The 21,726-nt window shown below is 37.0% G+C and carries 21 protein-coding genes; all 21 read right to left on the bottom strand.

All coding sequences use genetic code 11. The annotated features are described in order from the left end of the window. Positions 1 to 14 precede the first annotated feature (14 nt). Positions 15 to 317: a YlxQ family RNA-binding protein gene (locus ACFSFW_RS04575; protein WP_099352458.1), complete on the bottom strand. Its 303-nt coding sequence runs from the start codon at positions 315 to 317 to the stop codon at positions 15 to 17. Next, positions 318 to 596: an RNase P modulator RnpM gene (rnpM, locus tag ACFSFW_RS04570; protein ID WP_388035560.1), complete on the bottom strand. Its 279-nt coding sequence runs from the start codon at positions 594 to 596 to the stop codon at positions 318 to 320. Positions 597 to 607: 11 nt separating this feature from the next. Further along, entirely contained in the window at positions 608 to 1,744 is a 1,137-nt protein-coding gene (nusA, locus tag ACFSFW_RS04565) for a transcription termination factor NusA (protein WP_099362982.1), read from the bottom strand. A gap of 35 nt (positions 1,745 to 1,779) precedes the next feature. After that, on the bottom strand, positions 1,780 to 2,253 hold the full coding sequence (gene rimP / locus ACFSFW_RS04560) for a ribosome maturation factor RimP (protein WP_099362983.1): 474 nt from the start codon (positions 2,251 to 2,253) through the stop codon (positions 1,780 to 1,782). A gap of 260 nt (positions 2,254 to 2,513) precedes the next feature. Continuing rightward, positions 2,514 to 6,824, bottom strand: coding sequence for a PolC-type DNA polymerase III (locus tag ACFSFW_RS04555; protein WP_388035556.1), 4,311 nt, complete (start codon positions 6,822 to 6,824; stop codon positions 2,514 to 2,516). Positions 6,825 to 7,019: 195 nt separating this feature from the next. Continuing rightward, positions 7,020 to 8,723 (bottom strand): proline--tRNA ligase, encoded by a 1,704-nt coding sequence (locus ACFSFW_RS04550; RefSeq protein ID WP_388035553.1) that lies wholly within the window; start codon positions 8,721 to 8,723, stop codon positions 7,020 to 7,022. 31 nt (positions 8,724 to 8,754) lie between these two features. Continuing rightward, complete coding sequence (rseP, locus tag ACFSFW_RS04545; RefSeq protein WP_388035550.1) at positions 8,755 to 10,014, bottom strand: RIP metalloprotease RseP; 1,260 nt, start codon at positions 10,012 to 10,014, stop codon at positions 8,755 to 8,757. Positions 10,015 to 10,064: 50 nt separating this feature from the next. Continuing rightward, positions 10,065 to 11,222: a 1-deoxy-D-xylulose-5-phosphate reductoisomerase gene (locus tag ACFSFW_RS04540; RefSeq protein WP_304215572.1), complete on the bottom strand. Its 1,158-nt coding sequence runs from the start codon at positions 11,220 to 11,222 to the stop codon at positions 10,065 to 10,067. Positions 11,223 to 11,246: 24 nt separating this feature from the next. Next, on the bottom strand, positions 11,247 to 12,041 hold the full coding sequence (locus tag ACFSFW_RS04535) for a phosphatidate cytidylyltransferase (RefSeq protein ID WP_388035546.1): 795 nt from the start codon (positions 12,039 to 12,041) through the stop codon (positions 11,247 to 11,249). 37 nt (positions 12,042 to 12,078) lie between these two features. Further along, positions 12,079 to 12,840, bottom strand: a complete 762-nt coding sequence (uppS, locus tag ACFSFW_RS04530) for an undecaprenyl pyrophosphate synthase (protein ID WP_304215577.1) — start codon at positions 12,838 to 12,840, stop codon at positions 12,079 to 12,081. A gap of 150 nt (positions 12,841 to 12,990) precedes the next feature. Beyond that, positions 12,991 to 13,548 (bottom strand): ribosome recycling factor, encoded by a 558-nt coding sequence (gene frr, locus ACFSFW_RS04525; protein ID WP_304215579.1) that lies wholly within the window; start codon positions 13,546 to 13,548, stop codon positions 12,991 to 12,993. A 4-nt stretch (positions 13,549 to 13,552) separates the two neighbouring features. After that, positions 13,553 to 14,275, bottom strand: coding sequence for a UMP kinase (pyrH, locus tag ACFSFW_RS04520; RefSeq protein ID WP_099352447.1), 723 nt, complete (start codon positions 14,273 to 14,275; stop codon positions 13,553 to 13,555). A 114-nt stretch (positions 14,276 to 14,389) separates the two neighbouring features. Further along, positions 14,390 to 15,271 carry a translation elongation factor Ts gene (gene tsf, locus ACFSFW_RS04515; RefSeq protein ID WP_099362990.1) on the bottom strand — a complete coding sequence of 294 codons (882 nt, stop codon included), beginning with the start codon at positions 15,269 to 15,271 and terminating at the stop codon, positions 14,390 to 14,392. A 154-nt stretch (positions 15,272 to 15,425) separates the two neighbouring features. Beyond that, a complete protein-coding gene (gene rpsB / locus ACFSFW_RS04510) occupies positions 15,426 to 16,124 on the bottom strand; it encodes a 30S ribosomal protein S2 (RefSeq protein ID WP_099352445.1) in 699 nt (232 codons plus the stop codon). Between the two features lie 147 nt (positions 16,125 to 16,271). After that, positions 16,272 to 16,823, bottom strand: coding sequence for a hypothetical protein (locus ACFSFW_RS04505; RefSeq protein WP_388035540.1), 552 nt, complete (start codon positions 16,821 to 16,823; stop codon positions 16,272 to 16,274). A 12-nt stretch (positions 16,824 to 16,835) separates the two neighbouring features. Further along, entirely contained in the window at positions 16,836 to 17,141 is a 306-nt protein-coding gene (locus ACFSFW_RS04500) for a hypothetical protein (RefSeq protein WP_388035537.1), read from the bottom strand. Positions 17,142 to 17,227: 86 nt separating this feature from the next. Further along, on the bottom strand, positions 17,228 to 17,995 hold the full coding sequence (locus ACFSFW_RS04495) for a FliA/WhiG family RNA polymerase sigma factor (protein WP_388035535.1): 768 nt from the start codon (positions 17,993 to 17,995) through the stop codon (positions 17,228 to 17,230). Between the two features lie 49 nt (positions 17,996 to 18,044). Beyond that, complete coding sequence (locus ACFSFW_RS04490; protein ID WP_099362995.1) at positions 18,045 to 18,542, bottom strand: chemotaxis protein CheD; 498 nt, start codon at positions 18,540 to 18,542, stop codon at positions 18,045 to 18,047. After that, positions 18,535 to 19,173, bottom strand: coding sequence for a chemotaxis protein CheC (locus ACFSFW_RS04485; protein ID WP_388035533.1), 639 nt, complete (start codon positions 19,171 to 19,173; stop codon positions 18,535 to 18,537). The genes ACFSFW_RS04490 and ACFSFW_RS04485 overlap by 8 nt, the downstream gene beginning before the upstream one ends. A gap of 11 nt (positions 19,174 to 19,184) precedes the next feature. Further along, a complete protein-coding gene (locus ACFSFW_RS04480; protein ID WP_304215588.1) occupies positions 19,185 to 19,640 on the bottom strand; it encodes a chemotaxis protein CheW in 456 nt (151 codons plus the stop codon). 34 nt (positions 19,641 to 19,674) lie between these two features. Continuing rightward, on the bottom strand, positions 19,675 to 21,720 hold the full coding sequence (locus ACFSFW_RS04475; protein ID WP_388035530.1) for a chemotaxis protein CheA: 2,046 nt from the start codon (positions 21,718 to 21,720) through the stop codon (positions 19,675 to 19,677). Between the last annotated feature and the right edge of the window lie 6 nt (positions 21,721 to 21,726).

Genomic DNA, 21,726 nt, shown 5'->3' with positions numbered 1-21,726 from the left:
CACCCCCAAATATGTTAATCGAGCAAGTGACTAATTTTTTTTGCAAACCCACTCTCCGTTATCGCGACAACTACTCGGGCATCCTTACCAATCGCATGTCCAAGTGTATACCGATCGCTTACAGTACGAAGTTGAACCTGATAATACGTGCTTTTATCCGTAATTTTTTTTGTAGTGTTTGCTGATGCATCTTCAGATAAGAGAACAAGTTTTGCGTTTCCATTGCGAATTTCTTTCACAACGAGTTCTTCACCTGAAATGACCTTTCTTGCTCGATTGGCAAGACCTAATAATGAAAACCATTCCTTATTTTCCATCTATGAAGGCTTCTCCTTATCTACTAGTTGGAGTAATTCTTCATAAAGTGAATCATCAATCGTGGCTTTCAGCTGACCAGCAAGAATGTTCTTTTTCTTTGCGAGTAAGATACAATCTTTATCTTTACTTAGGTATGCACCGCGGCCAGACTTTTTTCCAGTAAGGTCAATGGAAACTTCACCCTCTTTGGAACGCACGATTCGTACGAGTTCCTTTTTCGGCTTCATTTCACCACTGGCAATACATTTACGTAATGGTATTTTTTTATTTCCTACCAATTTTCTTCACCTCACTCGATTTCTTCAGACTGCAAATCGAATGCTTCTTCCTCATGTTCATCTTCGTGATCGTCGTCAAATAATCCAAAGCCTTCTCTAGGGTAAATTCCAACTTGCTCTGCATCTGTTTGACTCTTAATATCAATTTTCCAACCAGTTAATTTTGCTGCTAAACGAGCATTTTGCCCACGCTTACCGATTGCTAATGATAATTGATAGTCAGGAACAACAACTGTTGTTGCTTTTTCTTCTTCATTCACAATAACATCAAGTACTTTAGATGGGCTTAGAGCGTTTGCTACAAAAACTACTGGATCATCTGACCATTTTACAATATCGATTTTTTCTCCTTTTAGTTCATTCACAATAGCTTGAACGCGTTGACCCTTAGGACCAACACAAGAACCTACAGGATCTACTTCTGAATTATCAGAGTGAACAGAAATCTTAGAACGATCTCCCGCTTCTCTGGCAACTGATTTAATTTCAACTGTTCCGTCATAGATTTCAGGAACCTCTATTTCGAAAAGGCGCTTTAATAATCCAGGATGTGTTCTAGAAACAAAGATTTGTGGACCTTTTGTCGTTCTTTCAACCTTTGTTATGTAGACTTTTATTCTGTCATGAGGCTTATATTTTTCATTAGGCATTTGTTCATTTAATGGAAGCAATGCCTCAATTTTCCCTAAGCCAACATAGATAAACTTGGAATCTAGACGCTGAACAATCCCTGTCATGATGTCTTCTTCACGGTCAATGAATTCTGAGTAAATAACTCCTCTTTCTGCTTCACGTACACGTTGAGTTACAACTTGCTTCGCAGTTTGAGCAGCAATTCTACCGAAGTCTTTTGGTGTTACTTCAATTTCGACAACGTCCTCGACCTGGTAATTAGGATTGATGGTTCTTGCCTCTTCTACAGAAATTTCAAGTCTAGGGTCAAACACTTCGTCTACTACATCTTTTCTAGCAAACACACGCATAGAACCGTTTGCTAAGTTTAAATCTACTCTTACATTCTGAGCCTGGTTAAAATTCCTCTTATATGCAGAAATAAGTGCTGCCTCAATTGCCTCAATAATAATATCTTTGCTAATGCCTTTTTCTTTCTCGAGCAATGTTAAGGCATCTAATAATTCACTACTCATTAGTTTCCTAATCCCCCTTTATTCTCTCAAACCTATTAATGAAAAGTAACAGCAAGTCTTGCATTTGCAATTTTTTCATACGGAATTTCTACAGATTTTTTGCGTGTTTTGACCACTACATTGATTGTTACTAGCTTTCCATCGAATGAAGTAAGCACTCCTTCAAAAATCTTTTCACCGTCGATTGGTTCGTATGTTTTCACATACACTTGTTTTCCAATTGCCTTTTCAAAGTCACTGTCCTTTTTTAACGGGCGTTCAGCACCAGGGCTAGAAACTTCTAGAAAATAGTTATAAGGAATGGGATCTACTTCATCAAGCTTTTCGCTTAATTTTTCACTTACTAATCCACAATCTTCAATATCTACCCCTTTTTCGGAGTCGATAAAGACACGTAGAAACCAGTCTTTCCCTTCCTTTACATACTCAACATCAACAAGTTCCATCTGTAAATCAGTTACAATAGGTATCACTAATTCTTCCACTATTTGTGTTACCTTTTTACTCATGTTTTTCCTCCTAAGCTGATAAGGAATTCCTTTGTTTTATTCATAGTATTTCCTAAGTAGTGTAAAAACACCCTGCTATAATAGCAGGGAGGCAGTTGGAAAATATAGTGAAGTTCCATCTAAATAAACGTTGTTACACAATTTTTAGCCTCAGCCAAAGAATAAAGAGTGGGAAGCCCCACTCTTTTACCAGTAATATACATAGCATTTCCATAAAAACTATAACATAATCGCTATTTATATGCAAATAAAAGTCCTGATTAGAACAAGGATAATTGATTTTGTTCTGGCATATCTTCAAGGCAGCCATGGTTTTCGAGATATTCCATAATTGTTTTAGATACTTTACCACGCTTCTGTAAATCTTCTTTGGATAAAAATTCACCTTGTTCTCTAGCTTTCACAATATTGATTGCAGCATTTGTTCCTAGTCCAGGAATCGAATTGAACGGTGGAATTAAGGCATCTCCATCAATTATAAATTCACTTGCACTCGAACGGTATAAATCAATCTTATTAAAAGCAAATCCGCGTTCACACATTTCTAGAGATAACTCTAAAACTGTTAAGAGGTTCTTTTCTTTAGTTGAAGCTTCAAGCCCTTTGGCATTGATTTCCTCCATTCTAGCGCGAATTGTACTAGAACCGCGTACCATAGCTTCTACATCAAAATCATCTGCACGAACTGTAAAATATGCTGCATAGTAAAGCAACGGTAAATGAACCTTAAAGTATGCAATCCTTACGGCCATTAAAACATATGCGGCTGCGTGGGCCTTCGGGAACATATATTTAATTTTTAAACATGAGTCAATATACCAATCAGGGACATCATTCTTCTTCATTTCTTCAATAAACTCATCCGTTAACCCTTTACCCTTACGAACGGATTCCATAATTTTAAACGCTAGAGATGGTTCTAGACCTTTATAAATAAGGTAAACCATTATATCGTCACGACAACCTATAACTTCACTTAATGTACAAATATTATTATGGATAAGCTCCTGTGCATTACCCAACCATACATCCGTACCATGTGAAAGCCCTGAAATCTGAACTAATTCCGAGAAAGTAGTCGGCTTTGTATCCTCAAGCATTTGACGTACAAAGCGTGTTCCGAATTCCGGAATCCCAAGAGTACCTGTTTTACACATAATTTGCTCTTCGGTTACGCCTAGAGACTCAGTACCACTGAAAATTTTCATTACCTCAGGATCATCGGTTGGAATAGTTTTTGGATCAATTCCACTCAAGTCCTGGAGCATCCGAATGACTGTCGGATCATCGTGCCCGAGTATATCAAGTTTTAGTACATTGTCATGAATAGAATGGAAATCAAAATGTGTGGTTTTCCACTCAGAACTTGTATCATCAGCCGGAAATTGAATAGGCGAAAAATCAAAGATATCCATGTAGTCCGGGACAACGATAATACCTCCAGGATGCTGACCCGTTGTTCGTTTAACACCTGTACAACCTGCTACCAAACGGTCAGTTTCTGCACCACGCATCGTCAAATTATGATCATTTGCATAACCTTTAACATAGCCATAGGCCGTTTTTTCAGCAACTGTACCAATAGTTCCAGCACGATATACATATTCTTCACCAAACAGTACTTTCGTATAGTTATGAGCACGAGGCTGATATTCACCAGAGAAGTTTAAGTCGATATCAGGTACCTTATCCCCCTTAAACCCAAGGAACGTTTCGAACGGGATATCATGTCCATCCTTCTTATACTTCGCTCCACAATTTGGGCAATCTTTGTCTGGAAGGTCAAATCCAGAACCAACTGAACCGTCATTAAAGAACTCTGAATGCTTACAATCTGGGCATACATAATGTGGTGGTAATGGATTTACCTCCGTAATTTCCGTCATCGTTGCAACTAATGATGAACCAACCGACCCACGTGAACCTACGAGATATCCATCATCAAGTGATTTTTTAACAAGCTTATGAGAAATTAGGTAGATTACTGCGAATCCATGCCCAATAATACTTTTAAGCTCTTTCTCTAACCTTTTCTCAACGATTTCAGGTAATTCTTCTCCATAGATGCTTCGCGCCATACTATAGCTCATATTCCTAATTTCATCTTCCGCACCTTCGATTTTAGGTGTATACAGATCATCCTTTATTGGCTTCACTTCACCAATCATGTCTGCGACTTTTTGTGTATTCGTAACAACAATTTCCTTCGCCTTCTCTTTTTCAAGGAAAGAAAAACAGTCTAACATTTCATTGGTTGTGCGGAAATGAACTTCTGGCAATGAATGTCGATTTAATGGATTTGCACCACCTTGGGACCGAACTAAAATTTTTCGATAAATATGGTCATTAGGATTTAAATAGTGCACATTCCCCGTAGCAACAACCGGTAAATTCAACTTTTCCCCAAGGTTAACAATATTTTTCAAGATGTCTTTAAGTTCACGCTCATTTTGGATTAAATCCAATTCGAGTAAATGTCTATAATTTGATGGTGGCTGAACTTCTAGATAGTCATAGAATTGAGCAATGGACTCAACTTCCTCAGGTGATTTCTGCATCATCCCCTCAAATACTTCCCCTTTGTCACAGGCAGAGCCCACTAAAATACCTTCTCGATATTTTTGCAACTGGGATCGTGGAATCCGTGGTACACGATAATAATAATTAATATGTGAAATCGAAATTAATTTAAATAAGTTTTTTAGTCCTACATCATTTTGTGCTAGCAAAGTCGCATGATAAGGTCTTGAACGTTGGTATGCTTTACCTTGACCCATATAATCATTTAACTGATCATGATATTGAATCTCTTTTTCTGCAGCATCTTTTAATAATTTCATGACTAAATAACCTGTTGCTTCTGCATCATAGATTGCCCGGTGATGTTGGGTTAATTCAATATCAAACTTTTTACATAATGTATTTAATCGGTGGTTTTTTAATTCTGGATATAAAAATCTCGCGAGTTCCAGCGTATCAATTACTGGATTTGTCGCTTGTTCAAGCCCCGCCTTTTTATAACCAACATTTAAAAAGCCCATATCAAAGCTTGCATTGTGGGCAACGAATATTGCATCCTCAGACCAGTCCTTGAATTTAACCAGGACTTCACTAACTTCTGGTGCCGTTCTTACCATATCATCTGTGATTCCAGTTAAGTCAATGGTTGTTGCACTTAATCGGTGATGAGGGTTTGCAAATGATTCAAATCGATCAATGATTTCACCATTTTTCACTTTAACAGCAGCTAACTCAATAATTGTATTATAAACTGCAGATAATCCTGTCGTTTCTACGTCAAATACGACATACGTATCCTCTTCTAAATTACGATGCTGTGAATTATAGGCAATCGGGACACCATCATCTACTAAATTTGCTTCGACACCATAAATCATCTTTATCCCATTTTTCTTTGCTGCTGAATAAGCTTCAGGGAAAGATTGAGCTACCGCATGGTCTGTTAATGCAATCGCTGTATGACCCCATTTTTTAGCTTGGCCAACTAATTGACTAATAGAAGTTACAGCATCCATCTGGCTCATTGGAGAGTGTGCATGCAACTCTACACGTTTTTCTCCTTCTGGCGCAGTGTCTTTTCTTTCGTTCATCGGCTGTATCTCATTAATATCATTTGCAAGCATGACTAAATCTCTAACAAATGTATCATTTTGAATACTACCACGACAGCGGACCCACATACCTTTTTTAATGGATTGTAGTAGATGGACATCTTCTTTATCACGTGAGAATACTTTAACAAGAATTGAATCCGTATAGTCTGTGATTTTAAAGGTTAGAAGAGTTCTTCCACTTCGCAATTCTTTTGTTTCAGCAAAGAAAATATATCCTTGAATTGCAATTCTACGTTCTTCATCAAGAATTGAACTGATTTCTTTAAAATCTTCTTCATCTTTGATTGTATATCCGATTGTAATCGGACCAGTAACAGTATTCTGATCCTTTTCCTTCTCTTTCTTCTGCATATCAGCAACAGCTAATAACGCTCTTTCCTGATCTTCCTGTTGTTTTTTCTCTAAAAACTGTTCGTACTCTTGATTAGAAGCCTCAATTTCTGTTTCAAGTGTAAACATAGGAAAGCCGTAGGATTGATACACATTTCCTAATAATTGCCCGTATTTTTTCTTAATCGCAATTGATTCCGTGTCATTTCTTGTCTTGATATGAAGCTTAAGACCTTGTTGTGTTGGAAGTTGATTATGCAATAAAGATAGAATAGGCGGTGCAATTCCATCTAATTCTTGTAAGCAAAGCGGCCAATAGGCTTGTACCATTTCTTCAGTTACATGTTGTGATTGTACATGCAATGAGAAGGTTACGGATGCAATATGTGTGAATTTTGTTCGTAGTTGCGTTGAAAATATCCTCATGACATCTGCTGGAATTACTTTTTCAAAAGAAAATAAGAAATGCCATGCCTTCTTCTCTTTATCAATCATAAGTTTTTCTATACCTGCATTTGCAAAGTGTCCAACTAATGCATCTTCGGTTAATTCAAGCTGTTGAAGCAAGACCATAAACCGTTCTTTTTGTTGTGGTGATAATTCCATCCTCGTTCCCCCTCTTCAGACAGAATGTCTAGTTTCAGCGACTAGAAACTCGAGAATCTTCAACTCCTCCGGCAGAAGCAAAAATACGCTTCTTTGTCGGAGTATCCAGATTTCTCGTTTCTGGGCAAGTCGCTGCCACATTTCAAATATTTAGGGTACCCCATACTACCGAGGTACCCTTTTCTTTTCTACTATTTATTTTACTACATATTTGTTAATTGTCTCGATAAGATTTTCAATATTTATTTCCAATGTTTCCCCTGTCTTACGAACCTTCACTTCGACAATCCCTTCGCCCGCACGTTTTCCAACTGTGATACGTATTGGCAGACCAATTAAATCAGAATCTGCAAATTTCACACCTGGGCGTTCGGCACGGTCATCAAATAATACATCAAAGCCGCTTTCCTTAAGGGTTACATATAAAGATTCGGAAATTACTTTTTGTTCTTCATTCTTCATGTTAACAGGGATTAAGTGTAGGTCAAATGGTGCAAGATTTGCAGGCCAAATCAGACCATTTTCATCATTTGATTGCTCTGCTACTGCAGATAATGTTCTGGAAATCCCAATACCATAGCAACCCATAATCATTGGTTGTGATCTTCCATTTTCATCAAGGAAGGTTGCATTCATTGCCTCACTATAACGTGTTCCGAGTTTAAAGATATGACCTACCTCAATGCCCTCAGCAAATACTATTTTCCCTTCACCGTCAGGAGATGGGTCTCCTTCTTGGATGAAGCGAAGGTCTGCATATTGAATTCCTGAAAAATCACGGTCTGGATTTACATTTATAAAGTGATAATTCTCTTCATTTGCCCCACAAACACCATTCACAACTGATGCTACAGCATGGTCTGCGATTATAGTGATGTCTTCCGATACTTGAATCGGGCCTAATGAACCAATTGTACAGCCCATAACGCGATTGGTATCCTCTGGACTTGCTAATTCGACATTTGTTGCTTCTAGTAAGTTCTTCACTTTAATATCGTTTACTTCATGGTCCCCACGTGCTAATACAAGTACAAATTTTTCATCTACTTGGAAAAGGAGTGATTTAATGCATTTTTCCTTTGTTACATCAAGGAAAGCAGCAACCTCTTCAATTGTTTTCTTCTCAATTGTTTCTACTTTTTCTAATTCTTTTACTGACTCATTACTTTTTGGATATTCCATAACAACAGGCGCCATTTCAATATTAGCTGCAAATGTAGACGTATCAGAATAAGCAATTGTATCCTCACCAATTTCTGAAAGCACCATGAATTCATGAGTATCCTTTCCACCCATCGCACCAGAATCCGCAATCACGGCACGAAAGTTCAGTCCACAACGAGAGAAAATATTGGAGTATGCAGTATACATTTTTTCATAGATATCGTGAAGGCTTTCTTGATTAGCGTGGAATGAATATGCATCCTTCATGATAAATTCTCGTCCTCGTAATAACCCGAAACGAGGTCTTTTTTCATCGCGGAACTTAGTTTGTATTTGATAAAGGGTGATTGGTAGTCTCTTATAGGATTTAATTTCATCACGAACGAGACTCGTAATAACCTCTTCATGGGTTGGTCCTAATACGAAGTCACGTTCATGACGATCGTGTAGGCGCATTAGTTCTGGACCGTAAGAATACCATCGTCCTGATTCCTGCCATAACTCTGCAGGCGTTAATGCAGGCATTAGTAGCTCAGCAGCACCTGCACGCTCCATTTCCTCACGGACGATCGTTTCAATTTTTTGTAAAACACGCTTTGCTAAAGGTAGGTAACTATAGACCCCACTCGCATTTTGTCGAATAAAACCTGCTCGAATTAAAAGCTGGTGACTCTTGACTTCGGCATCAGCTGGTACTTCTCGTAGTGTAGGTATAAGCGTCATACTTTGTTTCATATCTTGCACCTCATTATAATTTCAGCTTATTTTATAAAAAGAATCTTTGAATATCATTCCACGTTACAACCAACATTAAAAGCATTAATAAGGCGAATCCAATAAAATGAACCATACCTTCTTTTTGCTTATCAATTGGTTTTCCACGAACGGCCTCTAACGCAAAGAACACGAGTCTCCCTCCGTCAAGGGCAGGTAATGGTAAAAGGTTCACGATTCCGAGGTTAATACTTAGAATTGCGGCCCATTTCATTACATAATAGATTCCAGATTGAACAACTGTATCGGTTGATACATATATTCCAACTGGTCCAGAAAGCATATCGATCGAGAACTGACCTGTAATCAGCTTTCCAAGTCCAAGTAAAATCTCCTTTGTCCACATGAAGGTTTCCATAACCCCATATTTTAAGGAAGGCAATACTGATTTTTCAACAGGCCCATAAACACCTATGATACCAATTGTTTGGTCCTCAATTTGTTGAGCTTTCGGAGTTACAGGTATATCCAGTAATTCTCCATTACGTTCAACTACAAATCCAATTTCTTCTTCCGGATTTGCGCGAATAATATTTACAATATCATTCCATGTAGAAACTTGTTCATTATCAATCTCACGAACAATGTCACCTTCATGGAGACCTGCTTGAAGTGCTGCCCCATCCTCGGTTAGCTTTCCTAGAATCGGCTTATCAATTGGTGTACCTTGTAATAAACCAATTGCAATTAAAATGATAAAGGCTAGGACAAAATTCATTGCCGGACCCGCAGCAATTGCCAGTGTCCGTTGCAATAACGTCTTGGAAGCGAATTGGCGATTATATGGAGCAATTTGAGTTTCTTGTCCATCGGCCACAAAAAACGCAGTCTCACTAACTTCAAATCTTTTTAGAACCTCGTCCTCTCCATCCTCATAGCCCGAAATAAAAAGATTATGCTCTAAATCTGCTTCCTCAACCTCAATTACTCTTAAATTTGGATACTTATCCTTATTATTTAAGATAATCTTCTCTACTTTTCCAGCACTATCGAATAACAACCCGATATTATGACCGGGTTTAATTTCAACCATTTCTGGGTCTTCGCCAGCCATTCTAACATATCCGCCAATCGGAAGGAGACGAATCGTATACAATGTTTCATTTCTTCTAAAGGTAAATACCTTTGGCCCCATCCCAATTGCAAATTCACGGCAGAGAATTCCTGCTCGCTTTGCTAAAACAAGATGTCCCAACTCATGAAAAAATACGAGTGCACCAAAAATAATGATAAAGGCTATCACAGTCTCCACATATTTAACCACCTTTTGTTAGATTGACTATAAAAAGTGTATCTAAATCTTTATTTTTTCTCTATTAATCCACGAACATAGACCCGTGTTTGTTGATCTACCTCTTGGATGATATCTAAGCTTGGGTGTTGTACAGTATCATGCTTCTCAATTGTTCCCTCAATGATTTCTTCGATTTGTAAAAACGAGATTTTTCCATTTAGAAACCCTGAAACTGCCTCTTCATTTGCCGCATTTAATACAGTAGGTAAGGTTCCACCTGTTTTTCCGGCATGAAATGCAAACCCAAGACATCTAAATCTGTCAAAATCGGGCTTTGAAAAATGTAGTTTACCTATCTCCCAAAGTCGTAGTCTCTCCTTTGATGCAGCCATTGGAAATCGGTCTGGATATGAAAAGGCATATTGAATGGGTACTCTCATATCCGGTGTACCTAGTTGTGCAATGACACTACTATCATGGAACTCGACCATTGAATGAATAATGCTTTCTTTATGAAGAAGTACTTCAATTTGTTCATATGGAAGATTGAATAACCAATGAGCTTCAATTACTTCTAACCCTTTATTCATCATTGTCGCAGAATCAATTGTAATTTTAGCACCCATTGACCAATTCGGATGATTTAAAGCATCCTCAATTGTAACATTCTCAAGTTCTTCACGTGTTCGGTCACGGAAACTTCCACCTGAAGCGGTAAGAATGATTTTCTCGACATTTTTTTCTTTTTCTCCTTGAAGACACTGAAAAATAGCCGAATGTTCACTATCTACTGGTAAAATTGGAACCCCATTCCGATTTGCTGCATCCATTACTAGATGTCCTGCAGTAACTAACGTTTCCTTATTAGCAAGGGCAATCGTCTTCTTAGCTTCGATAGCTCTTAATGTAGGCAACAGCCCCACACTTCCTACTACTGAATTTAGGACAATGGTTGCTTCATCGTAAGTAGCCACCTCAATTAATCCTTCATCCCCGTAGACAAATCGGATATTACTTGAAAACTCACTTTTAAATTTTTCACATGTTTCTTTTGACTTCACAGATACAAGCTTCGGTGAAAACTTTTGGATAATTTGTCGACCAAGGGTAACATTTTCCCCTATTGACATGGCTACAAGCTGAAGTTTTTCAGGATGCTGTTCAATTACATCCAACGTTTGTTGCCCAATCGATCCCGTAGCTCCTAATAAACTTACTTTTTTCACAAACTCACTCCTAATAAACAACCACTACTGAATAATTGCACTTAAGAAATAAAGGATTGGCAGGATGAATATCATGCTGTCAAATCGATCTAATATTCCGCCATGGCCAGGTAGTAATGTTCCAGAATCTTTCACATTATAATGCCTTTTAAGCGCAGATTCTACTAGATCCCCAATTTGTCCAAAAACAGACACAAACAATGTCACGATAATTAGTGATAAGAAGGAATCAAATAAATCTGCAATCATGTTAAAAATGAATGCAAATACAATAGCAGTCACAATACCGCCGACAAAGCCCTCAATGGTCTTATTAGGACTAATTTCCGGCCATAACTTATTTTTACCAAGCTTTCTCCCTACAAAATAGGCACCTGAATCGGTTGTCCAAATAACAACGAATGCATAGAATATATATGCTAATCCCATCGCTCTTATTTCAATCATATAATAAAAACCAAATCCTATGTATAGAGCTGACAGGATCACAAGGCCAGCATCATCAAAGCTGAAGCTATTTTTTGAAATAACAGTATACGTTAAAATAAATAAAACAATTAGAAGAACTATTTCAATCTTCGTAATTTGAAGGGTCTCAAAGAAATTATTGTATTGACTGGGAACTAAAATAACCCATAACAATATAATAGAGATTACGCCAGGGATTGATGCAATATTAATTTGCTTCATCCGTAAAAGCTCAAAGATCGCAATTGCTCCCATCAAATAGACTAAAATAGTAAACGGGACGCCACCAAAAATAACAATCGGTAGGAAGACTGCTGCTGCAATTATTGCCGTAATAATTCTTTGTTTCATTGTATCATTCCTTTTTTATACGATTTGGTCGTAATGGTTATATACCACCAAATCGTCTACCTCTCTTTTGAAATGCATGAATGGCCTCTAATAAATGATGTTCCTTAAAATCAGGCCATAATACATCGGTGAACCAAAATTCAGTGTATGCAAGCTGCCAGAGCATAAAATTACTTAAGCGAATTTCCCCGCTTGTACGAATTAATAAGTCGGGATCTTCTAAACCAGCACTCATTAAATATTGATTAAAAAGATCTTCATCAATCTTATTGTGGAGGTTTTTCTCACGATAGTCTGAAAGAATCTGATTTACCGCATCCAGGATATCTGCACGGCCACCGTAGTTAAGTGCAAAATTCAATACTAAGCCTGTATTGTTCTTTGTATCGTTTACCGCTTTATCTACCGCTTTTTGAGTATGTGCAGGTATTGCATCTTTATTCCCCATGATTCGAACCTGTACATTTTCTTCTATAAGCTCTGGTAGAAATGTGCCCATAAATTCTTGGGGAAGTTTTAATAAATAATTAACCTCATCCTCTGGACGCTTCCAGTTCTCTGTTGAAAATGCGTAGACGGTTAAAGTCTTCACTCCAAGTCTACTTGCAAGCTTTGTTACTCTCTTTACTACTTTCATTCCTTCATGGTGACCAGCGGTTCGTGGCAATGATCGTTTTTTTGCCCATCTCCCATTTCCGTCCATGATAATTGCTATATGGTTAGGTATTGGCCCTTTTACTATTTCGTCTTCAGAAATAGAAACTGGCTCCTTTTTTGTCTTTTTAAATTTTCCAAACATGAACAAGTCCTCCAACACCCGTCTCAATCGAGTTTCACTCATTTTACCATTCGTTTCGTTCGAGGTAACTAATTAGTAGACAGTATTAACAAAAAAACCCCCTGTAAACGTAAGAGGGTCTTTTTACAATATATTGTACATTGAAATGGATTAGACTTCCATGATTTCTTTTTCTTTTTCTTTTGCAACTGAATCAATTTTATTAATAGATTCATCTGTCAATTTTTGAATATCATCTGTAAGGCTACGTAATTCATCCTCTGTGATTTCACCATTCTTCTCAAGCTTTTTCAAATCATCATTACCATCACGACGAACATTTCGAACCGCAACTTTTGACTCTTCTGCATACTTCTTAACAAGCTTGACCAAATCACGACGTCTTTCTTCTGTTAATGGCGGAATTGAAATACGAATAATAGTGCCATCATTTGTTGGGTTTAAGCCTAAATCAGCCTTTTGAATCGCTTTTTCCATATCTCCTAATGCAGACTTGTCATATGGTTGAATAACAAGCATTCTAGCTTCAGGAACATTAATAGAAGCTAACTGATTTAAAGGGGTAGGTGCCCCATAATAATCAACCGTAACTTTATCAAGTATTGCCGGATTCGCTCTACCAGCTCTAACAGTTGCTAGTTCACGAGACAATGCTTGGACTGCTTTAGACATTTTATCTTTCACTTGATTTAACGTGTTATTTGCCATAAAGTTATTTCCCCCTTACAATTGTTCCGATATTTTCTCCTAGTACGGCACGTTTAATATTTCCTTCTTCCATAATTGAAAAGACAATTAACGGAATATCGTTGTCCATGCAAAGTGAAGAGGCAGTGGAATCCATCACAGCTAATCCTTCTTTAATAACATCAAGATAGGTTAATGATTCATATTTCACGGCTGTTTTATCTATAGATGGATCAGCGCTATACACACCATCAACATTATTTTTAGCCATTAAGATAACCTCTGCTTCAATTTCAGCAGCACGTAAAGCAGCAGTTGTATCAGTTGAGAAATAAGGATTTCCTGTACCCGCCGCAAAAATGACAACTCGCTTCTTCTCAAGATGACGAATCGCTTTTCTTCTTATGTATGGTTCTGCAACTTGTCGCATTTCAATAGATGTTTGGACACGAGTTTGGATTCCTTGATTCTCCAAGCTATCTTGTAACGCTAAGGAATTCATCACTGTAGCAAGCATTCCCATGTAATCAGCATTTGCACGGTCCATTCCCATTTCACTGCCAATTTTACCTCTCCAGATGTTTCCGCCACCTACAACTACAGCAACTTCCACTCCAAGTTCAGCAATTTCTTTCACTTGTTTTGCAACAGACTGGATTACAGATGGATTTATACCAAATCCCTGTTCACCCGCTAATGCTTCCCCACTTAATTTTAACACTACACGTCTATATTTGGCACCGCTCATCGAATAAAAAACCTCCATCTTTTAAAGAAAAAGTACTAGCGCTTAAATAAAAGCTAGCGCTAAAACTAGACATTTCAAAAAGAGGGAACACATAATGTGTTCCCTGTTATCTTTTTATTTCTTCACTTGGCTCATTACTTCTTCAGCGAAGTTATCTTGGCGCTTCTCGATACCTTCTCCAACTTCGTAACGAACAAAGCTCTTCACTGTAGCACCTTTAGACTCGACAAATTTACGAACTTTTTGATCTGGGTCTTTAACAAAGCTTTGGTCAAGAAGACATACGTCTTCGAAAAACTTACCAAGACGTCCTTCTACCATTTTAGCTACGATATTTTCAGGCTTGCCTTCATTTAATGCTTGTTGTGTTAACACTTCACGCTCACGCTCAACTTCTTCAGCAGAAACTTGATCACGTGTTACATATTTAGGATTTACAGCAGCAATGTGCATTGCAACATCCTTTGCAACATCGCTATCTGAAGTACCACCAAGAACAGTTAGAACACCGATACGTCCACCCATGTGAAGGTATGCACCAAATGCATCACCGTCTTCTTTTGTTACTACTTCAAAACGACGAAGTGATAGCTTTTCACCAATTTTTGCGATTGCAGCATTTACATGCTCAGCAACTGATGTACCATTGTCCATCTGTTGTTCTAATGCTTCTTCAACGTTAGCTGGCTTTTTCGCTAATAGATGAGCAGCTAATTCTTTTACTAAAGTTTGGAAACCTTCATTTTTTGCAACGAAGTCTGTTTCAGCGTTAACTTCTAAGATAACTGCTTCATTACCTTGAACTTCAATAGAAGTTAAACCTTCTGCAGCGATGCGATCGCCTTTTTTCGCAGCTTTCGCAATACCCTTTTCACGAAGGTAATCAATTGCTTTTTCCATATCACCATCAGTTTCTGTAAGAGCCTTCTTACAGTCCATCATTCCTGCTCCTGTTTTTTCACGGAGCTCTTTTACCATTTGTGCAGTAACTGCCATTATGTTTTCCTCCTTATTTAACACTATGTACTATTTCATTTTTACGATTTAATATCGTGTAGACAATCTGTTTCTATTATGACTTATTTCGCAAAAATATATAATTCTTAAAAAAGGTGATAAAAGGCATAACCCTCTTATCACCTTTCGCTCATTAAGCAGATGTTTCTTCACCTTGTTTAGCTTCTAGGATAGCGTCTGCCATTTTTCCTGTTAAAAGCTTAACTGCGCGAATTGCATCATCGTTTGCAGGGATTACATAATCAATTTCATCTGGATCACAGTTAGTATCAACGATACCAACGATTGGGATGTTTAATTTATGTGCTTCTGCAACAGCAATACGCTCTTTACGAGGGTCGATGATGAATAAAGCATCTGGTAATTGCTTCATATCTTTAATTCCGCCTAAGAATTTCTCAAGACGTTCTAATTCTTTCTTAAGACCTACAACTTCTTTCTTAGGTAAAACGTCAAAAGTACCGTCTTCTTGCATTCTTTCGATGTCTTTAAGACGCTTGATACGCTTTTGAATTGTTTCAAAGTTTGTTAATGTACCACCTAACCAACGTTGGTTAACAAAGTACATTCCAGAACGTTCAGCTTCTTCTTTTACAGAATCTTGAGCTTGCTTTTTTGTACCAACAAAAAGCATAGTTCCACCATTTCCAGCTAATTCCTTAACGAAATTATAAGCTTCTTCTACCTTCTTAACTGTTTTTTGAAGGTCGATGATGTAGATTCCGTTACGCTCTGTAAAGATGTAACGCTTCATTTTTGGGTTCCAACGGCGAGTTTGGTGACCGAAGTGAACACCAGCTTCAAGCAATTGCTTCATAGAAATTACTGACATGAATAAATCCTCCTAATGGTTTTTTGTCCTCCGTTCATATCATCTTTAAGCAAAACTGTTTGAACAGCACCAATGCTTAAATCTACGAACGTGTGTGATAACACCAAAAATTAATATATCATAATAAAATCTTTCAATCAAGAAAAATTAGTTGTTTTGACGAAATTTGTGTAAAAGTTCAATTTCGGTTTGACCTTTATTTAATTTCTTTGCAATATTTTCATATGTGAGTCCTAATTTGATGAGATGATCAATGTCTTTGACAAGCACATCTTCATTACTTTCAGTATCCTCTGTTTTTTTTTGTGTAGATTCTATTTCTGATATAGTATTTTGTTCAGTTTCTTTTTGATTTGCATAAGGAGGTAGAAGATCTTGAATATCCTCAGTTGTTAAATCCGGTTCTATTATTTGTATCGATTCTTTACTCTTTCCTTCTAGTTCATAGATATCGATATTTCCGTTATTTTCTGACTTGTTCCGAGTTTGTTGAACTTGTTGAATTCTATTTAAAAACACTTCATTGTCCTCTTTGATTTCCATTACATATGAAGTGATTACATTTTCAAATTCTTTGAGTAACCGTTCTTGTTTGATTTCAATTTCTTTTAGTTGTGTCATTTTCAAATATAAAAGAATAATTAAAAAAAAGGCTAATGCAAGTAATGCAAAGCAGATTATAAATAAAATGGTTGTCATTCAAATTTCCCTCTATCCAACGAAATCAATAAAATTACCCTTGTATGGATGTTGTTCTTTTTCTTCTTGTTCAGGGTTTTGAGTCATATGTGGCGTTTGCTTTGAAAATGTATTTGATGATGAATCCTTATGTAGTTGTGCATTTTCTGATTTATTGTTCTCGTTTACAATGGTACGGTTCCTTTTCTCTATTTTTTCGGTTTCTGCAGAAATGTGATTTTGCATGTGCTGGCCACGCATCATCAGTTGTTCATGTATTTTTCCCGCATCTTGTGTCCTTGGGATTGCAACTTGTAATTCAACTAACTTTAGACTCAATTGATTCACTTCTTCCGTTTCCTATTTTTAAGAAATGCATTGATTGAAATCTTCTTTTTGTTGTACTTTCACTTTTGATTACGTTTCTAATGGATGTGTTTTTGTAATATATCCTTCAGTTTAAAAAGTGCTTTTGAATGAATTTGAGATATTCTAGATGTCGATAAGCCCATTACCTGTCCAATTTCAGTTAGTGTTAGTTCTTCCTTATAAAATAAACTAATAATTAGCTGCTCTTTTTCATTCAATTGTTGGATAACATTGATCAGTTGATTGATTACTTCTTTTTTTACGACATGTTCTTCTGGCGTTAAAGTTGCATGATCCTTAATTGAGAATGCTGATTTTTCACTGCCCTCGTCATCATGTTGGTAATCGTCCATAGAAAGAACATTGGCAAAGAAGCCTTCATTAATCGTTTGATAAACTTCATCCTCGCTCATTCCGACTTCTGCTGCTATTTCAGGTATTGAGGCATTTCTCATTAAATTTTGTTCTAGCTTTTCAACGGCAGTTTCAACTTTCTTTGTTTTTTCCCTTGAACTCCTAGGTAACCAATCTTCCTTTCTAAGCCCGTCAAGTATTGCACCTCTAATTCGAAAGGATGCATATGTATCAAATTTCAAATCACGAGAGGGATCGAATTTTTCCAGTGCATCATATAAACCAATCATCCCAAGACTTTTTAAATCATCTTTATTTACACTCTTCGGAAGTGTAACAGATATTCGTTGTACATGATATGAAACGAGCGGCATATATTTTCTGACAAGGGCATCCCCTGCATCTGTGTCTCGTGAGTCGGTCCATTTCTGCCAATATTCTTGATGATCTGTAGATGATAATCTGGACATTCTACTCCTCCTTTTCTTTGTATTGTGAATGTATTATATTTTTTACTTTCTATATTTCCTTAATTCCTTGATTGACAGTCCGGATTTTGAGGATGGCAGTTTCAGGGTCAAATTCAATGGTTCGTCCATTATTCCCACCAATATCTGATGCAATCATCGTGATGTTAAAGCGTTTTAGCTCTGCTTTTACCGCCTCAACATTACGAGGACCAATCCGCATAATATCACTAGTAGATTGAAATTGGAACATTTGAGCACCACCGGCGATTTTGGCTTTCAAACTCTTGTCTCTACCGCCGATTTCGATGATTTTCTTTATAAGCTCCTCAATTGCAGTATCGGCATATTTAGCAATATTCATGTTCCCGGCTTTTGTTGAAGCAGAACTTGGCAGCATGATATGGGCAAGTCCTGCAACCTTTTTTGGTTGATCATAAATGACTACACCTACACAGGAACCTAATCCAGATGTTCGGATTAAGTTTGGTGCAGTTATGACATTCATATCTGCTATCCCAACCTTTATAATCTGATTAAGTTCATTCATGTGTTTGAACTCCTAATGCAGTAAATATTTTTCCAAAAGAATCGGGATCTGGTAACAATAGAAAATGCCCATTAATATTATTGTGTTCTTGTTTTTCAGTTTCACTAATAGCCGTTTCGATCACGATTGCATAATCACTTACTTGTGAAAGTTCGATTAAACCATATCCTATGATGGCACCAACCATATCGATCGAAAAACCTGGAACAGAAGGATATAAATTTAATTGGGTAAAATCAGATAACGATGTAAGATAAGAGCCGAACAAGATATTTCCGACTTCTTGTAAAGCAGATATCCCCATGTCACTTTGTTTACTTTCAAATGAAAAGTCCTTGTCGCCTAAGAGATCTTGGATTAGTTTTGTAGCTTGTGGGAGCTGTAAAATAAAAAACATATTTCCCGTTATATCCCCTTCAATTCGAAAAAAGATACCCGCAACAACATTTTCAGCCCCACCAGCAAAATCCATCATTTCATCAAAAGAAACAATTTTTACATTCGGTACCTGCATATCAATTTTTCGATTTAAAAGCTTTGAAAGAGCAGTAGCAGAATGCCCCACTCCGATATTTCCAATCTCTTTTAAAATATCTAAATGAGTAGAATTAATACATTGAAAAAATGACATACGATTGCTCCTTACTCTTTTCCCTTACGAATATCGGGGGTAAGAACCATTTCTAAATTTAATAGAATCAGTAATCTTTTATCGAGCTTGGCTACACCTTCTAAGTATTCGACCTCTACACTTCCAACAATCTCAGGAGGTGGTTCAATTGAATCAACTGGGATATCCATTACATCATTGGCCGTATCCACAATTAATCCTACTTCAACATCATCTGTCGCAACTATAATAATTCTTGTGCTATCCAGATACTCCGTTTCATCCATACCAAAACGGGTTCTTAAATCAATAATCGGAGTAACAACCCCTCTTAAATTAATCACACCTTTTACAAATGGCTCTGTTCTAGGAACCCGAGTTATATGTTGCAGTTTTTCTATCGAACGTACCTGTGAAACTGGGATTGCATATTCTTCATCCTCGAGTGAAAAAACAATGACCTTTAACACAACAGCTTGTACAGACATACTTATCCTCCTTAACTTGCTATAATCCTACTTTCTATTTGATTAAAGCATTACAATCAATTACGAGGGCAACTTGCCCATCACCTAGTATTGTTGCCCCTGAAATTGCAAACACATTTGTTAAATAGTTTCCTAGTGATTTTAATACAATCTCTTGTTGTCCGACGAAGGAATCAACGATGAGACCAGCTGATTTATCGCCTTTTTTCACAATTAGAATAGAAAAGTCTTCATCATCTTCAGTAATTGTAGGAACTTCAAAAATATCTTTCAAGTTTACCAATGGGACGACCCTACCTCTATAATCAATTACCATCTGATTGTGAGCATAAAGAATCTCGCTTTTCTTAATGATGGCTGTTTCAATAATAGAAGAAAGTGGGATTGCGTACTTTTCATTCTGAATCGTAACGAGCATCACAGCGATGATCGATAAAGTGAGTGGTAACTGTATAGAAAAAGTTGAACCTTTACCAATTTCAGAATGGATAGTGATTGACCCACCTAATGACTCAATCGTATTTTTCACAACATCTAGTCCTACGCCGCGACCTGAGACGTCTGAAATTTGTTCAGCTGTTGAAAACCCAGAAGAAAAAATAAAATCAAATACTTGACTATCTGTTAGAGACTCTACCGTCTTTTCTTCAATCAGTCCTTTGTTAACAGCCTTTTGGATAATTTTTTCCCTACTAATTCCTGCACCATCGTCTTCTATTTCGATAAATACATGATTTCCACTATGGTAAGCACGTAAAATGACCGTACCTTCTTCTGGTTTTCCATTTTGCATTCTAATTTCTGGTGTTTCAATGCCATGGTCTAGTGCATTTCGTAATAGATGCACAAGTGGATCACCAATTTCATCAATTACAGTACGATCTAATTCAGTTTCTGCGCCAATAATTTGAAGATTAATCTTCTTATGTAAATCCTTCGCTAATTGACGAACCATACGAGGAAAGCGGTTAAAAACAGTCTCGACCGGAACCATTCTCATTGTAAGGATAATATTTTGTAAATCTCCAGATATCCTTGACATCCTCTCAACAGTTTCATTTAACTCTGAATGTTTTAAATCATGAGAGATCTGTTCTAAACGACCTCTATCAATGACTAGCTCTTCAAATAGGTTCATTAGAGTGTCAAGTTTTTCAATATTTACTCGGATTGTTTTTTGATTTCCAACATGCTTGCTGTTCGATTTTGAAGAAAGATTCTCCTCTTTATCGGTTATTTGTTTCTCTTGGGGAGCAAGAGTTGGAGCAACTTCAGCCTGTGCCTGTATTTGTTCATGTACTTGAGTCTTATTTGAATTAATTTGAAAGTCGTTAACAATTACCTTGCTTATTTCAGATACTTTGGTAATTTGTTTTTCAATATTTTCGGATGTTTCCATTGAAACGACCGTTACACGAAATTCACTATCAAATTGTTCTTCCTCCAGCTGGCTGACTGATGGAAATGACTTGATGATTTCACCAAGTTGTTCAAGAACCTCAAATACCATAAAAACTCGGGCAGCTTTTAATAAACAATCTTCACGAAGTTGAATCGATATTTCATAACAATTAAAACCTTGTTCTTTCGATTGTTGGATAACCGTCAGTTCAAAATCATCATAATTAGTTATAGATATGGTAGGCTCATCCACATTATTTTGATCAACTGAATCAGTAGCTTCTTCTGCCGTTGTTATATCTCCGCTCTCTACTTTTTTAAGTAATAAAACGACATCTGTAACATCCTTTTTGCCATCACCACCATCAGCAATAGAAAAAATCATATCCTCTAAATAATCAACTGACTTAAAAACAACATCCAAAAGAGATGGGGTTACTTTTATTTTCGTATTACGAATGCCATCTAGAACATTTTCCATCTGATGCGTAAGACTCGCTAGATCTTCATATCCCATCGTAGCGGACATCCCCTTTAATGTATGGGCAGAACGGAAAATTTCGTTGACAATTGCAATGTTTTCAGGCTCTTTTTCTAATTTCAGTAAGTTTTCATTACATGCCTGGAGATGCTCTTTACTTTCTTCAATAAATACCTCTAAATATTGATCCATATCCATTTATCA

It is taken from the genome of Ferdinandcohnia salidurans (assembly GCF_042680725.1).
GTDB lineage: Bacteria > Bacillota > Bacilli > Bacillales > Bacillaceae_L > Ferdinandcohnia > Ferdinandcohnia salidurans.
Note: the sequence above shows the minus strand (reverse complement) of the source record. Positions and strands in the feature narration are given on the sequence as shown.

Coding starts and splice junctions, on each gene's coding strand:
- ACFSFW_RS04575 (WP_099352458.1), bottom strand. CDS start 317: ATGGAAAATAAGGAATGGTTTTCATTATTAGGTCTTGCCAATCGAGCA.
- nusA (WP_099362982.1), bottom strand. CDS start 1,744: ATGAGTAGTGAATTATTAGATGCCTTAACATTGCTCGAGAAAGAAAAA.
- rimP (WP_099362983.1), bottom strand. CDS start 2,253: ATGAGTAAAAAGGTAACACAAATAGTGGAAGAATTAGTGATACCTATT.
- ACFSFW_RS04555 (WP_388035556.1), bottom strand. CDS start 6,824: ATGGAATTATCACCACAACAAAAAGAACGGTTTATGGTCTTGCTTCAA.
- ACFSFW_RS04550 (WP_388035553.1), bottom strand. CDS start 8,723: ATGAAACAAAGTATGACGCTTATACCTACACTACGAGAAGTACCAGCT.
- ACFSFW_RS04535 (WP_388035546.1), bottom strand. CDS start 12,041: ATGAAACAAAGAATTATTACGGCAATAATTGCAGCAGCAGTCTTCCTA.
- uppS (WP_304215577.1), bottom strand. CDS start 12,840: ATGTTTGGAAAATTTAAAAAGACAAAAAAGGAGCCAGTTTCTATTTCT.
- frr (WP_304215579.1), bottom strand. CDS start 13,548: ATGGCAAATAACACGTTAAATCAAGTGAAAGATAAAATGTCTAAAGCA.
- pyrH (WP_099352447.1), bottom strand. CDS start 14,275: ATGAGCGGTGCCAAATATAGACGTGTAGTGTTAAAATTAAGTGGGGAA.
- tsf (WP_099362990.1), bottom strand. CDS start 15,271: ATGGCAGTTACTGCACAAATGGTAAAAGAGCTCCGTGAAAAAACAGGA.
- rpsB (WP_099352445.1), bottom strand. CDS start 16,124: ATGTCAGTAATTTCTATGAAGCAATTGCTTGAAGCTGGTGTTCACTTC.
- ACFSFW_RS04505 (WP_388035540.1), bottom strand. CDS start 16,823: ATGACAACCATTTTATTTATAATCTGCTTTGCATTACTTGCATTAGCC.
- ACFSFW_RS04495 (WP_388035535.1), bottom strand. CDS start 17,995: ATGTCCAGATTATCATCTACAGATCATCAAGAATATTGGCAGAAATGG.
- ACFSFW_RS04490 (WP_099362995.1), bottom strand. CDS start 18,542: ATGAATGAACTTAATCAGATTATAAAGGTTGGGATAGCAGATATGAAT.
- ACFSFW_RS04485 (WP_388035533.1), bottom strand. CDS start 19,173: ATGTCATTTTTTCAATGTATTAATTCTACTCATTTAGATATTTTAAAA.
- ACFSFW_RS04480 (WP_304215588.1), bottom strand. CDS start 19,640: ATGTCTGTACAAGCTGTTGTGTTAAAGGTCATTGTTTTTTCACTCGAG.
- ACFSFW_RS04475 (WP_388035530.1), bottom strand. CDS start 21,720: ATGGATATGGATCAATATTTAGAGGTATTTATTGAAGAAAGTAAAGAG.